The sequence below is a fragment of the Mesorhizobium sp. M6A.T.Ce.TU.016.01.1.1 genome, assembly GCF_003997065.1.
In the GTDB taxonomy this organism is placed as follows: Bacteria; Pseudomonadota; Alphaproteobacteria; order Rhizobiales; family Rhizobiaceae; genus Mesorhizobium; species Mesorhizobium mediterraneum.
The window spans coordinates 214,946-228,592 of record NZ_RZTJ01000007.1 but is presented as its reverse complement, the minus strand read 5'-3'; the positions used below and the strand labels follow the sequence as shown (position 1 = coordinate 228,592).

Annotated in this window: 10 protein-coding genes; 5 read left to right on the top strand and 5 right to left on the bottom strand. The window is 58.5% G+C overall.

What is annotated here, in order from left to right:
* Window positions 1-616: 616 nt before the first annotated feature.
* Complete coding sequence (locus EOC94_RS16260; protein WP_126106514.1) at window positions 617-1,300, top strand: response regulator transcription factor; 684 nt, start codon at window positions 617-619, stop codon at window positions 1,298-1,300.
* A gap of 96 nt (window positions 1,301-1,396) precedes the next feature.
* Here EOC94_RS16260 and EOC94_RS16255 read toward each other — a convergent pair whose 3' ends face one another.
* Window positions 1,397-3,094 (bottom strand): PAS domain S-box protein, encoded by a 1,698-nt coding sequence (locus tag EOC94_RS16255; RefSeq protein ID WP_337125939.1) that lies wholly within the window; start codon window positions 3,092-3,094, stop codon window positions 1,397-1,399.
* Window positions 3,095-3,401: 307 nt separating this feature from the next.
* On the opposite strand from EOC94_RS16255, the gene EOC94_RS16250 reads away from it, so the two are divergent.
* From EOC94_RS16250 to EOC94_RS16240, 3 genes are all read left to right on the top strand, one after another.
* Window positions 3,402-4,112 (top strand): helix-turn-helix transcriptional regulator, encoded by a 711-nt coding sequence (locus EOC94_RS16250; protein WP_095485208.1) that lies wholly within the window; start codon window positions 3,402-3,404, stop codon window positions 4,110-4,112.
* Between the two features lie 233 nt (window positions 4,113-4,345).
* Window positions 4,346-4,984, top strand: coding sequence for an IS21-like element helper ATPase IstB (istB, locus tag EOC94_RS16245; RefSeq protein ID WP_127291734.1), 639 nt, complete (start codon window positions 4,346-4,348; stop codon window positions 4,982-4,984).
* A gap of 212 nt (window positions 4,985-5,196) precedes the next feature.
* On the top strand, window positions 5,197-5,787 hold the full coding sequence (locus EOC94_RS16240; protein ID WP_127291730.1) for a flavodoxin family protein: 591 nt from the start codon (window positions 5,197-5,199) through the stop codon (window positions 5,785-5,787).
* Between the two features lie 248 nt (window positions 5,788-6,035).
* On the opposite strand, the gene EOC94_RS34095 is transcribed toward EOC94_RS16240, so the two are convergent.
* On the bottom strand, window positions 6,036-6,245 hold the full coding sequence (locus EOC94_RS34095; protein ID WP_185928254.1) for a hypothetical protein: 210 nt from the start codon (window positions 6,243-6,245) through the stop codon (window positions 6,036-6,038).
* Between the two features lie 498 nt (window positions 6,246-6,743).
* Here EOC94_RS34095 and EOC94_RS34575 point away from each other — a divergent pair, with 498 nt between their 5' ends.
* Window positions 6,744-6,977, top strand: coding sequence for an NAD-dependent epimerase/dehydratase family protein (locus EOC94_RS34575; protein ID WP_245465577.1), 234 nt, complete (start codon window positions 6,744-6,746; stop codon window positions 6,975-6,977).
* A 156-nt stretch (window positions 6,978-7,133) separates the two neighbouring features.
* Here the strand turns inward: EOC94_RS34575 and EOC94_RS16225 are convergent, their stop codons facing one another.
* The 3 genes from EOC94_RS16225 to asnB form a co-directional block, all read right to left on the bottom strand.
* A complete protein-coding gene (locus EOC94_RS16225; protein WP_127291728.1) occupies window positions 7,134-9,353 on the bottom strand; it encodes a lipopolysaccharide biosynthesis protein in 2,220 nt (739 codons plus the stop codon).
* A 73-nt stretch (window positions 9,354-9,426) separates the two neighbouring features.
* Window positions 9,427-11,646 carry an exopolysaccharide transport family protein gene (locus EOC94_RS16220; protein ID WP_127291725.1) on the bottom strand — a complete coding sequence of 740 codons (2,220 nt, stop codon included), beginning with the start codon at window positions 11,644-11,646 and terminating at the stop codon, window positions 9,427-9,429.
* Window position 11,647: 1 nt separating this feature from the next.
* The gene (gene asnB, locus EOC94_RS16215; RefSeq protein ID WP_127291723.1) at window positions 11,648-13,645 is read right to left on the bottom strand and encodes an asparagine synthase (glutamine-hydrolyzing); all 1,998 of its coding nucleotides are present in this window, start codon (window positions 13,643-13,645) and stop codon (window positions 11,648-11,650) included.
* Window positions 13,646-13,647 lie beyond the last annotated feature (2 nt).

Sequence of the window (13,647 nt, the reverse complement as noted above, 5' to 3'; positions counted from 1 at the left end):
CTCGAACTCAGCGCTGTTGTCACGGCCGCAGCATCCGGAAAGTTGCTTTCTTGTTCTCTTAAAAGCCGGTGAGCCTTCCCGCCGACCTTGACCCGGATATTTGCAGCTTGATGGTATGAGGCCGTCGGGGGGGATGTCGTCGTGCATTCGAATGGTAGCGATTCAGACATTCTGGTATTCAATGACCGCACTGATCGATGAAGGCTGGCATGCTGTCGCAGAGGCAGGTTCGGAGCACGCTTCAGCGGTCAGTTCTTGGCCGATCGGCTTGTGGCCGTGAGACCGGCAAACCCGAATGAGTGCTTGCAATGAGCCAAATATCCACCAATTGCCGGAACGATCTACGGCAACCCGGCAATTGCGTGGTGGTGGCATCGAAGCGAGCTGTTGGGACGCGGGTCTTGGAGGTTGAGAACGGATATTCGACAGGTCAGCCGATTCCGTTCGCAGGGTTCAAAAATAAGAGGAGCGTTTCCCGTTATTTAGGATTATATTAGCAAATGACGCTTGCGGTGTTGGGGCACTGCGGGTGTTGACTGGGTGAATCGACGAGTGGTTGGCCAGACTTTAAGGCCATCACCGTTCAATCATTCCAGGTTTCGTTGGGGTAGTTCAAATGTATCGAATCGTCATCGCCGACGATCACGGCTTGTATCGTCGTGGCTTGCGGTTGGCACTGACCGCAGGCATTCCAGGTGTAGAGATATTTGAGGCGTCGTGTTTCGATGCCGTACTTAGTCTGCTGGCGGAACAGGCGTCCGTTGATCTTGCGATCCTGGACCTGAACATGCCGGGATTGTTCAATCAGGAAGTGCTCAGCGGCATTCTGTCGGCTTATCCGGATACACGATTTGCGATCGTTTCCGGGAACGATTCACGCTCGGAGATACTGACGGCTCTTTCGATCGGACTTCACGGCTATATCGTTAAGTCGCAGAGAGACGAGGAGGTCGTTATGGCCGTCAACGAAATTCTCTCGGGCCGCATCTACGTCCCTGCACTTCTTTCACGCCCGGGTGCAGCGCAAGCAACTCACGCACCTACGCCCCCTGAGCAGATCCCACATCGACGTACCACCAGCGGCAATCTGGGCAGGCTGACCTCGAGGCAAAAGGAAGTCCTCAAGCTGATGGCGGAAGGGTATTCGAACAAGGAAATCGCGCGCGATCTGGAAATCGCGGAAGCGACGACGAAAATCCATGCCGCTGCGGTTCTGCGTGAGCTTGGCGTACGCAATCGGACCGAAGCTGCCGTGATGCTGAAGACCTGGCTTACGAGCAATATCAACAATATCAATTAGAGCGCCGCGCTTCCTTTTGGGCCGCAAAGGACGCTCTACGCATCGTGCTTTCCAAAAATCGATTTCGATTTTTGGGCCGATGTTTGAGCGGATGCGTTAGGGGCCGATTTCCTTGCGTGACAGCCGTAGCGAATATCGGAGCCCGCGATCCGATATTTCCAGCTTGGGGGAGTGACCGACAAGCGGCGCCCCATCCACCCCGATTATCATGGAACCAAAACCATGACGGACAACGCTTGAAGTCCGCCGCCGCCCCGATTCCACCCAATTGAACACGATGTCACTGCCCGCATCTTCCGATGCGAACGTCCAATTTACTTCGATCCGGCCTTTTGGATCGCCAAGCGCTCCATGTTTCAAGGAATTGGTCGTCAGCTCGTGAACAATCATTGCAAAGCTCTCGGCGGCGCCGCCTGATATCACCACGGAGGGACCGCTGATCGATATGTCGCGTGTCCCCATATACGGCTGCAACTCCTGGACAACGAGATCGTGGAGCATCCCCGACGCATTGCCGTTGCGTGACAGCAGCAGATGCGTTGCTTCGAGCGCACGAATCCGGTCGATGAGCGTCTCCTTGTACTTGGCGACATTGTTTTCGGGAACATCGACCATGTTCACGAGCGCCGTGATCACTGGGAACAGGTTGCTGAATCTGTGACGTTGTTCCAGCATAATGCGCTCCCGCTTCTTTGCCGCGGCGCGCAGCAGTGTGGTTTGTCGTCGCTCAGTCAGGTCGGCGGCCACTCCAAGCCGCTGTAGACGATCATCGTATTTCTCTTCCCTTCCGCGTAAGGCAACCCAGCGGATATGGCCGTCCGGTCGTCGGACGCGAATCTCGACGTCGTAGTTCGTGACCGATGCGAGCTTTCTTGATGCCAACAGCTTTGGCCAGTCCGCCGGATGAATGACGGCCGTCAGGTCCTCGAGGCGGCGGCTAGCCGCTGGGGGCAGCCCGAGAATGTCCCAGAACGTGCCCGAGCCGGTGACGATCCCGTCTTTAAGATCGATCCGCCACGTGGCCAGGCGTCCAGCAGACAAAGCGAGATCTAGCCACTCCTTCTGAGCCCGAAGCGCTTCGTGTGCAGCCCGCCGTTCCGAAATATCGTCGACCACCACGAAGATGCTCTCTAAGAGCACCCCATCGGGCATGGACGAAGACAGGGTTAGCCGAGCCCAGAATGCCGTGCCGTCCTTTCGTGTCAGACGAACCTCCGAAGCGAACGAAGCACTGTCGTTACCCAGGCCCGCCAACAACTGCGCCAAGGCATCGCGGTCGGCCGGATGAACGAGTGTCCTGAGCCGCAAATGGGCAAGCTCCTCCTCCTTGTAACCTGTCATCTCACAAAGACGTCTGTTGGATTGCAGCAGCTCACCATCCTCGTTGGTGTTTGCAAATCCCATGGCAGCACGTTCGAAGGCCCAACGGTAGCGGCTCTCGGTTGCTTCGACGGCGGAGAGCCTGACCTCGGCGATTTCCAGCAGCTCACGCAAGTCCTGGCGCAGCCGATGGAACGTCATGGCAATCACCCCGCCCGAAACCAGAAGCAGGATGGCGCGCGCCCAATCTTCGCTGGAGATCTGACCATGCAGGGTACCCCGTGCCCATAGGCCGGCTGCCACCATCAGGATCGTCGCGGCAAGCGCGGGCGCGCGGTCTTCAAGATAGGAAATGATAATAATAGCTGGAATAAACTCTAGAAAACTCGAGCCTTCCCCAATGTATACTGACGCTTTTGTTTCGAATATCAGTGTGGCGAATAGTACCGATGCGGACGCAATATGAGTTAGCAATCTGGCTGACGGGTCCGAATTCCACCTGCGAGAATGCGAGTTCATAGGCATAGGCTACAACCTTTTAACTAGGCCGTCGAGACTAGAGCAAAAAACGTACAACCTAGTACGACTGCCGGATTGCCATACCACTATCACAGCGCGCATTTTATCAGGGCGGGGGAGCATGACTTGGTCAGAACTCCTCAGAATATATCGAATTTTAAGTTAGATAGGGCCCATTTTTGTGAGCCCTATACATAAAAGTTTGTTTGTAAATCCCGGACAATTTGTTTCGGGATAGTGAACCTTGGGGAAGGTTGGAAAAATGACTCTGATCGATAGACACAGTGATGCTGTTGCGGGCAACCGATACATTGCGATGGGCGCCAAGTATAACGCTGAGGCGAAGATGGCGCGGCCCTCATATGCTTATCCTTCAGCGCGTGCAGCAGATCGTGCGGACGCAGGGGTCGACGAACCAAGGAGACGCAGCCTGGAATCCATCACCGGCATGCTTGATCGCATCGGCTGTGGCTATCTCGTGCTGAACCGCGAAAGAAAAGTAATCGAATGGAACGCAGCCGCTCAAACCACGCTGGAGCGCCAGGGCGAAGCGGCTGAAACAGCCGGTGGGCTTTCGATAGCTCTAAGGCGGCTGATCGCAAATGTTCCGGCTCATTTCCTGCCGGGCTCACTGTCTTGGGTGGTGATCCGCAGCAGAGGCGACAGGCCGGTGATACTGAAAGAGAACGGACTTATCGCTCCTGACGGAACCAGCATCGTGGCATTGCTGGACCGTGAGAACAGATCGGGACCAAATCCTCAGACACTGCAAAGGATGTTTGGCTTGACGAGCGCAGAAACACACTTGGCGTTGCGCTTGGCTCAGGGCGATGCGCCGTTGGAGATCGCCCGCAGTTGGCGCCTCAGCCGCACAACGATCCGCTCACAGCTTGCCTCGCTTTTCGCCAAGACAGAGACGAGACGTCAGGCGGAACTGGTGGCTCTTCTGGGGCGCATTTCGGTCTTGCCATAAGGGCCGCCGCCTGAAGCCTGTTCCATCCCGATAGAATCGGGATGGAACCATAACTTATTGTTTATTAATGATCTATTTCTAAAACCAGCTTCCATTTTTCTGGATCCAGGCGCCGGGCGTGGGCATCCACCGGGGTTCAGGCGCCCGGAATTTGGAGCTGTTTCGACGTAGGTTGCCCAACTGCCGCTGGCTCCGATGCGCCGGCGTTCGCGGTCAGACCGCTCCGGGATGAAATTAACGCGGACGAACTCGATCGCCCCACCGTCGTGGCCGACCTGCTCACCTCCGAGATCGCCGAGAAGCAGGCTCGCTCGATCAAGTACCAGATGACCATGCTGCCGCTCGCCAAGGATGTCGAAGACTTCGACTTTACCGAGACCGGGATCAACGAGACCCTGTTTCAGGACCTCGCAGGCGGTGACTTCCTCGCCCATGAACGCAATGTCGTGCTGATCGGCGGCACCGGCACTGGAAAAACCCACCTGGCCATCGCCATTGCCCGCGCCGCTATCCGCAATGGTGCCCGCGGCCGCTTCTTCAATGTCGTCGATCTGGTCAACAAGCTCGAGGCCGATACCCGAGCCGGCCGGCAGGGACGCATGGCCGATTATCTCGGGCGCAAAGACTTCGTCGTGCTCGATGAACTTGGCTATCTGCCATTCGCCCAGTCCGGTGGCCAACTGCTATTCCACCTGGTCAGCCGCCTCTACCAGCAGACCTCGGTCATAGTCACCACCAACCTGACCTTCGGGGAATGGCCCTTGGTCTTCGGTGACGCCAAGATGACCACCGCGCTCCTCGACCGGCTCACTCACCACTGCGATATCGTCGAGACCGGCAACGAGAGCTGGCGCTTCAAGAACCGCGCCTGAACCCCAACCCGCTGAACCGCCCAGGTGCGCAACCCCGAGCAGCCTCGACGGATCGGATCGGCTCACCGACCTTAGGAGGTCAATATTGTGATCCGGAAAATTCAAAGGTAAAGAGCGAGTATCGTCGACTTTGAAGCCATCGGTGGGGATACTCAAAACTTCGCCCCGTGCCATTCGGTATCGAGCTGTCACGCCTTACTAGGGATCCTCACATGGACAAAGCGACGACCATCATTGGAATAGACTGCAGCCCACGCGCGTCCAGTAACTCAGCGCGGATGCTCGGCGAGGTTTTTCGCTCGCTCGAGAGAGATCGGCGGGTGAAGGTCGTGGAACAGGTGCGTCTGGCCGATGAGCGTATCGACTGTCTCGGGTGCGAGCAGTGTTATCAAACGTTCGGATACCACGGCGACGGGATCGATCGTGTTCTGTCACTCATGAAAGAGTCGGACGTGATTCTGGTGGCTACTCCCACCTGCTTCGGAATGCCGCCGGCCCTGGGCGTCGTCTTGCTCGACAGATCGGATCCCCTGTGGCGCGACGGACAACAGCTCAAAGGAAAACTCGGAGCGGTCATCGTCAACGGCGCCACCGATCCCGCGGACGATCCGAGTGTGCGCCTATGCGCGGACAACATGATCAAGTTTTTCGAACAGCACGAGATGCCCTGCGTCCAGCCGGTCCATCTGGGGGGAACGCTCGCGTATCCCGAGCAACGGTTTCCGGACCCGCTCCCCGCCGGGACGATGGGCGTTCTCGAGCAATTGGCTGACGAGATCCAGCAGTGGGTCGGGAGCAGGTGATACCGGCACATCTCTTGCCTCCTCGCGTGGTGAGACACGAGGGCCCAAACATGACCAATCTTCCCACCCGACTTTCGGAACACCTGAGTCTCAGCCGGTTACCGCTTTGCGTCCTGAAATCGCAAGAGCTCCTCGTGCTCGGCGCGGGTATTCAATCGGCGGTGGAGCAACTATCTTCCCAGCCCGATACCGCATGTTCGTTCGGAGTGTACGGTAGGCAGGGAAGTAAATGGGTGTCACTGGCGGAATTACTCGCCCCGGGTGCCGACGAATGGTGGGCCGGGCCGATCGAGTTCGAGCGCCTCGCCGATGATCACGCGGCGCCGTTGTCGTATCCCACGAACGGCCTCTTTCTCTTCACGGTCGAAACGGAGCCGGTGGCGCTTCTCGTTTGGCACGACGATGACGAGCACCCGCTTCTTCTGCGGCTCGAAATCGCCTGTCGTTCCGTCGATCACGCGGACCGAATCCTCGCGCAACTCATGAATGCGTCGCGCGAACGGCTTCGATCGTCTCCGTGCGCGATGTCCATCACGCCCGGGCCGTCGAAGGGCTTTATCTCCCGAGTCGTTTCGTCACCTGTCTCCGACCCCGAACAGCTCTTCCTTTCGGCAGACCTCACCGAGCGGCTTCGTGATTTCGTCGCGCCTGAACCCCAACCGGCTGAACCACCCAGGTGCGCAACCCCGAGCGGCCTCGACGGATCGGATCAGCTCACCGACCTAGGGGGTCAATATTGCACGCCGATAAGGGGTCAATCTTCAACGCCGTTTGACAGTGCCGAGCCGGGGTTCACACCCCGCTGCGAATGGATGTGGCGGACGCGGCGTGTTCAGCTGCTGCTGTTTTCAGATTTTCGGCCGTCACACTTTTGCGCGCCTCCCGCTCAGGCCGCTGTGCGTTACTCACTCCTTGACTGCATACCTAAGCGCGCTCGAACACCGTAGCGTTTCTCAATGTGCCGGCACTTCGGCATTAGTCACCTCGTTTACGCCTCGTCCAGATCCGTCTATGGCACAAATCGAACCATGCCGTTTTCCGAGCACCATGGCGCGCCGACCATCTCGTCAGCCTCTACCCCCACCAGGCGCTCAAGCAAATTCATAGCGCATTCGTATAACCATCTGTTCGGCTTGCCCGCGACCGGATTGCGCTTCTTCACGTCTGTGGCCCACAAGGCGTCCATGTAGTCTGAGAACACGAGTTGTCGGCCGCGCCCTGTCGGACCGGCGCGCCGTCAGCGTGACCAATCTGACGTTCGCAAATCAGTCTGGAGCAGCCCTGTGTTGAAGCGGCTCAGTGAGCGGATTGGAATCCACTGTCACACCAGCTCCGACAACCCCAGGTCAGCGCATGAACCAATACCGTTGCCGGCCGCCGACTGCGCTTGCTCTGAACGACGTTAGCGCAAAGATCAGCGCAGGCATGATCTTCAGTCGTTTGCTGATATAGATTGCCATAACCACGTTCCAAACGGCCAATGCAAGCGCCAAGCCTACTGCGGCGCCCAGCGGACCGTAAAGCTCGATTCCTGCCGCACAGCCTATGATGCCGGCAGTCGCGCCAACGATCATGGCTGCTGCTGCTGCCCATTCGTTTCCGGTCATGGTCAAGAGATTCAGCTGGGGCCCGCACAGCGCGACAAAGACATACCCGAAGATCAGTACCCGCGCGATGGGTGCTCCTGTGCTGAAATCGTCACCGAACCAGTTCATGAGAGGTTTAACAATCACAACCAGCGGGATAGCCATCGCTATGGCGCCGGCAGCGGAAAGTATGGCGGCTCGTGAAAACAACTGCTGCAGACCCTTCCGATCGCCTCGGGTATGAAGGGCAGCCGCTGCCGGCGAAAACATCACGCCGACGGCCACGAGGGCAAGACTCACAAGCAACGCGACGTTCAGTCCCAAGGCGAAGATTCCTGCGTCTCGAATATGACCTGTCCAGCCGAGCACCATAACCCCAGCCCGACTGATGAAAATATCGAGCCCAGCCATGAGCATGATTGGTGGAACCGCCGCCCACCACTCTTGCGACGCGTCGCTGGGTTGAGTGTGCCGCAACCCAGGCGGCTGAAATTTTGCCACCATGATGAACACCAGTCCGACCGTGATGCCCGAACTTGCCAGCACCGCCTGCATCACCAAGGGTGCGTTGAGGGTCCATGATCCGGAAAAGGCCGCGACTCCCAGCAACATCAACAACAGGCCGTCGCGCACGATGCGTTCCGGCAAAAGGGCTGAGACACCACCGCCGAAGGCACGGATAAGTGCTGCGCCCAATGCGGAAGCGGTGACCAAGGGGACCGCGGCCATGCCAAGGAGCTGGCTGATTTCAAGTTCCTTGTGGGAGGGATCTGAAAAGAAAAAGATCAGAACGGCGCCGATCATGCCGAACAGTGTCGCCGCCGCCAGCGATCTTTGCAGAGCGAACCTGACTACACCATGTGCCAGGTCAAGCCGCCCGTTTGCCCTATAGGTGGACACGAAGCGCAGTAAGGAAATATTGAAACCAAGCGTTGCAAGATAGCCGAGCACGGAGGTCCAGGCCAGGACATAGGAATAGATGCCATAGCTGGTGGAACCGACGAGGCGGGCAATCAACAACTGCGCCAAGCTGGTCAACCCAGCACCGCCGATATAGATCATCAGAGCGAAAATACTGGCGTAGCCGAGGCTCCGGCCCATGTCTTTCTTGTGAGACAAAACTATATCCACCGCGGCAAGAGAGGCCACAGAGGTTCGTGCGGTCTTCACAGGATTACAATCGTCGATGTCGCTTGGGTCAGCGTCGAATGTCTCGTGGTCTTGGCTGGCTTTGGCCGCAGGTCCACCTCCGGCTTCCACAATTTTCGAGATTATCTTCCGCTCGACACATTGAATGCCTTCTAACGACGACTGATCGTCGAGAGTTCGGATCGGAATGACTTTTCGGTCGGACGCGACAAGGATTTCATTTATGCTTTGAAACACCCCAAAAGCGCGCATGTTTGTGTCAAAGTCTGCCTCGAAAATTCGTTCCGCAGGCGCTTCATGCTCCATCCGCTGCTGCAAGCGTGTCTCCACGATCGCGCGTGGCGCAACGACTCTGAGCGTGAAATCAGCCGCGGGCGCGAGGCTGAGCGCCTTTGCGAGGGCGGCCCTGTCTGCGGTTCCATTGAACATTGCCAGCGACGCGATCGCCTGGACGTAGCCCTGATCGAATATGACCACATCTCTGGATTGCTTCGCCTCATCCCAGCGGCGCGAAAGCTTCAAAATGTGCTGCCAGAGCCGAGCTCGCCATATTCGTTTTTTTGGCGGCATCATTCTTATTATGGAAAGGGACGTTGAAAGATCCTTGATCCTGCCTCTTGGAGAAAGCAGGATTTTTGATGTTGAAAATATTGCCGATATGATCCTGAAAATTGCCAGGAAGATTCCGAGATCGACGCTCGATCCCCTCTCGCGAGGCCGGTGACTGAGGGCGACCGTGACCTGGTACCCCTCCCCGCGCAGTCGCCGGGCAAGGGCGTGAGCGAACGTTCTCTTGCCGGATCCAGGCGGTCCGAAGAGTTCAATGATCATGGGTCCAATCCGATCGTGGCAATACCCGCGCGATTTCCGCGACCGTCGTTGCTTCGACGTCCGCTTGTGACGCTCATGATGGTTCCTCAAGCAAAAGATCAGCACTGTCCCCGAACTGGTAGCTGGCATGCTTCTTGAGATTAACCTGCGTGAGAACGCTCCCCACAGGGACCGAAACCGACGCATCGCTCGCAAGCGTTTCCAAAACCCCACGCGCCATGCTGCGTCGCGTCCTGCCCCAGCGAACGGCGAAAAGAACCGCATCAGCCCAGCCAGTCAGAAGCCCGGCCTCCGGTCCTCCAAGTCCCACCGGTCCATTTATGATGACGACGCTGTAGATCGAGTGCAGCTCATCCGTGAACAGGGAACTGTCGGCCGTGGAAAGCAATGCCAGCAGATCCTCCGAGGGTGCGAGAGCCATGAAGTCGATTCCGATTTCAGGCATTCCCGCGATTGCATCGCGCAAGGCACAGCGTTCACTCACATAGTCTCCGAAGAAAAAGTGAGGCTTGAGAGCCTTGAATTCGTCCAGGAATTCGTTCGTGAGGCGGGCGCCCGTACGGTCAAGATCGAGGAAAAGCACTCGTCCCCCCAGTCGGGTGGCTGCCAAGGCCAGGCTCCATGCAAGCTCGGTCTTGCCATCATCCTGGACGGTGGACGTTACGAGAATGACGTGCGACGAGCGATCCCCCGCTTGCTTGGGCGCCGCGGCGATAAGCAGGGACGTCACGGCGCGGCTGTATCTGGACCTCTGCTGCGCTAAAACCAGCTGCTTCAGCCGCTTGGCGTGCATCGTGGGAGCTTGTGGTATCAGCCCCAAGCATGGAACCCCGAGCGCTGCTTCAGTTTCGGCCTCGCCGCGCAAGGTCTGATCGAGGCGGTTGCGAATAACAACGAAGACGCCGCCAAGAAGCCCAAACACAACCATACCGGGTGGAATAAGGAAAATCGGCGACAGGGTCTTTGGATTCGTCGGCGGCCATGCCGCCGAAAGGACCGACACTCCGGCCGAGGGAGTTGCGATGCGCCGTATCAATTCCTGTTGTTGGGTCAGAAGCTGGTTGTATCGTTGCGTCAAGATACTGACCTGCGGCTCCAGCGCACGCAGCCCGGACAGCCGGCCCGCGGTATCGGCCACAACCGCATCGAGCACATCCTTGCGGCTTTCCAGAGCTGCAATTTGGGCACGGTAGATGCTGGCCTCCGCTGCGATCCGAGCGGTGGCTTGTTCGATCTCGCGATTGATCGCATCGCGCAGATTTTTATCTGCCGCGTCATTGGCCTGGCGAGCCGCCAATTCGGCCAACACCGGCGATCCGATGGCTTGAGCGAGCGAGGCGACCGATGCCCCCTCCTTTCGCAGTTCCTGAATACGTCGAAGGCGAGATTCCGTGGCGGAGAGATCTGCTTTCGACAAGGAAATCTGCTGGCTGAGTTCAGCCGTCTCCTTAGCGGCGTTGTCCGCAGCACCTTGGTCGATTGCACCATGGCTCAGCCGATACTTTTCCAGGCGATCGGTCGCTGCTGCCAGATCGCGTTGCACACCTGGCAGGGCAGCGACTATCGAGGTGAGTTCCACTCTGTCCGCTGCCTGACGTCTCTTTGCGAGATCGTCGATGTACGATTGGGCGAATGTATTAGCTACCATTGCGGCTCGCGCCGGATCCGGATCGGTAAAGCCTATGCTGATGACTCTCGATCGCAGCTCCTGGCCAACCCTCATGCCCTTCCGCAACGCCTTTAGTTCAGCCGCATCCGCAGCGTCCGGCTTGCTCTGCGGCAAAATTCCGCCCAACAGACCGTCTGCAAATGAGCGCAAATTCGGCCGGTCGCCACGAGCGGGGTTGGGACGAGAATTTCCAGTTCCGGCATCACCTTGTTCAGCAGTGCTGCCAGCCTCCGTCTTGCGCAGCGCTGCCATCACGCGTCGCAGATTTCCTTGCGACAACAGCATGGTTATATTGTCGTCAATGCTGGCATCCAGCATCTCCGAGGCGGGCTCCGCGCCGGCGGGCCCGTTCCTGCTCGGAGCATCGAGAATAACTTGCGTGCTCGCCTCATACCCGACGGGAACTGCCAAACCCGCAAGCCCGGCCAAAACACCGCCCAGGGCTACCATGGCGAGCAGGAACCATTTTCTCCTCGCGATGGTCGTGAGTAGCTGATGGATCGGGGCCTGCGTGTCCATCGGCTCACGCAGCGGGCGCCTCATGCGCGGCCTGTTCTCGTGCGCGGCAACGTGCATCTCAGTGGCGCGCGGAAGTTGCTTGCGGCTGACTATGGAACCTTCCATCTTACACTCCTGCCAGTTCGAACACGCGACGCAGGTTCGTTGCTGGCGCCGGTGCCCTACGGGCCTCGTTGCGCCAAGCCTGGAACATCAACGCCGCCCACAAATCACGAGAATGATCCTGCCTTCCATCCAAGTGATCTCGCCAGCACGCCTCGACCTTTGCAAAGTCGAATATCCCGTCTCCGGAGAGGCGCATGTCGGTGAGAACATCGCTGGCCCAGATGCGCAGCGGACCTCTCAGCCAGACTGCTATGGGAACATCGAAACCTTGCTTCGGACGATCGATCAGCCGCTCGGGAACATACCGATGCAGCAACTGACGAAGGAGCCACTTGCCTTTGCCGTGGCGCACCATTACGTCCGCCGGTAGGCGCCAGGCGAAGTCGACAACGCGATGGTCGAGAAGCGGGCATCGTCCCTCGAGGCCGGCGGCCATGCTGGCGCGATCCAGCTTCACCATTATGTCGCCAGGCAGGTAGCCGACCATGTCATCGTACAAGAGACGGGACAGCAGATCATCAAACGGAGGTTCGCCCTGAACCGATACGGGTGTTTTCTGATGGGTGAGGTTCTCGGTCGATGATCCACTGAGCCGCTGATACAATTCGTTCTCATCTGCCGCTGCGAGCAGCCGAGCCAGGCGATCCAACCGGTCGCTCCGCAGCGCGTGCCGGGCATGCACCGAAAGCGGCAGCTTACCGACGAGATCGTGACGGGCTGCACGAGCAAGCAATCCAACACCTGCAGCAAGCGTCTGACGCAGCGGCGACGGCAGCGTATGCAGTCGTCTCGCTCGAGCTGCCATAAGGTGGCGAGCGTAGCCGGCGAAGCATTCGTCGCCGCCGTCGCCCGTCAGAGCCACCGTAACGTGCTGGCGAGCGAGCCTCGCCACGAGCAGAGTTGGTATCTGCGATTCGTCGCCGAACGGTTCGTCCCAAATTTGCGGCAGTTCTGGAATGACCTCCTGCGCGGCCGCGCTGGAAAGGTGGAGTTCGGTATGGTCGGTGCCCAGATGTCGGGCGACCGCCGCAGCGTGCGGAGCCTCATCGAACCCGCACTCTCCGAAAGCTATGGTGAATGTGCGCACCGGCTTCTGCGACTGCGCTTGCATCAGGGCAACAACGGCTGAACTGTCTATCCCCCCCGACAGGAAGGCTCCCAGCGGGACGTCAGCGATCATGCGCTCCCGAACGGCAAGTCGAAGCAGGACATCGAGCTCATTCGTCAGTTCTTCATCGGTGCCGACAATCGGGTCCGCCCTACCCTTCGTGGCGGTGTCGGCCAGCGACCACCAGTACCGGATGCGATCCAAAAGCGACGCGGCACTGCGCGCCTCGGTAAAATTTGCGGCCGTTACGGACAGTACCGAACCAGGCGGCAACTTGAATACGCCTCGCCAGATGCACTTGTCATCCGGTACCCATCCCCTCGACAGCATCGTCGTGGCGACATCGAGATCGAGTTCCTGACAGAAACCTGGAAAGCAGTTGATCGCCTTCAACTCGGAGGCAAAAACGAGCGCGTCGCGTGTTGAAGCAACGTAAAGCGGCTTCTTGCCCATTCGATCGCGGGCGAGATGAAGGGTCCTGGTCTCCCTGTCCCACAATCCAAAGGCGAACATGCCGGCGAAGCGCTTGAGTGCGGCATCGAGCCCCCAACTCTCAATCGCGCACAGCAAGACCTCGGTATCGCAGGTGCTGCGGAAACGATGGCCCGCGCCTTCAAGTTCGCGGCGCAGGTCGTGGAAATTGTATATTTCGCCGTTAAAGGTGATGGCATATCGGCCAGTTGCCGAATGCATCGGCTGGTGTCCTGCTTCCGACAAGTCGACGATGGCCAAACGCCTGTGGCCGAAGGCAACGCCGGCTTCCCGATCTCGCCAGAAGCCGTAGCCATCAGGCCCACGATGACGAAGGGCTGTCGTCATTTGCGCTATTGCCCTCAGCGGCTTCGCACTGGCCGCATCGGTTGCAAGAAGAATTCCGGTGATCCCACACATCC

What these genes read in the sequence shown, in the direction of transcription:
- EOC94_RS16260 (WP_126106514.1), top strand. Translation starts at nt 617, where the DNA reads ATGTATCGAATCGTCATCGCCGACGATCACGGCTTGTATCGTCGTGGC.
- EOC94_RS16250 (WP_095485208.1), top strand. Translation starts at nt 3,402, where the DNA reads ATGACTCTGATCGATAGACACAGTGATGCTGTTGCGGGCAACCGATAC.
- EOC94_RS16240 (WP_127291730.1), top strand. Translation starts at nt 5,197, where the DNA reads ATGGACAAAGCGACGACCATCATTGGAATAGACTGCAGCCCACGCGCG.
- EOC94_RS34575 (WP_245465577.1), top strand. Translation starts at nt 6,744, where the DNA reads ATGTGCCGGCACTTCGGCATTAGTCACCTCGTTTACGCCTCGTCCAGA.
- EOC94_RS16225 (WP_127291728.1), bottom strand. Translation starts at nt 9,353, where the DNA reads ATGATCATTGAACTCTTCGGACCGCCTGGATCCGGCAAGAGAACGTTC.
- EOC94_RS16220 (WP_127291725.1), bottom strand. Translation starts at nt 11,646, where the DNA reads ATGGAAGGTTCCATAGTCAGCCGCAAGCAACTTCCGCGCGCCACTGAG.
- asnB (WP_127291723.1), bottom strand. Translation starts at nt 13,645, where the DNA reads ATGTGTGGGATCACCGGAATTCTTCTTGCAACCGATGCGGCCAGTGCG.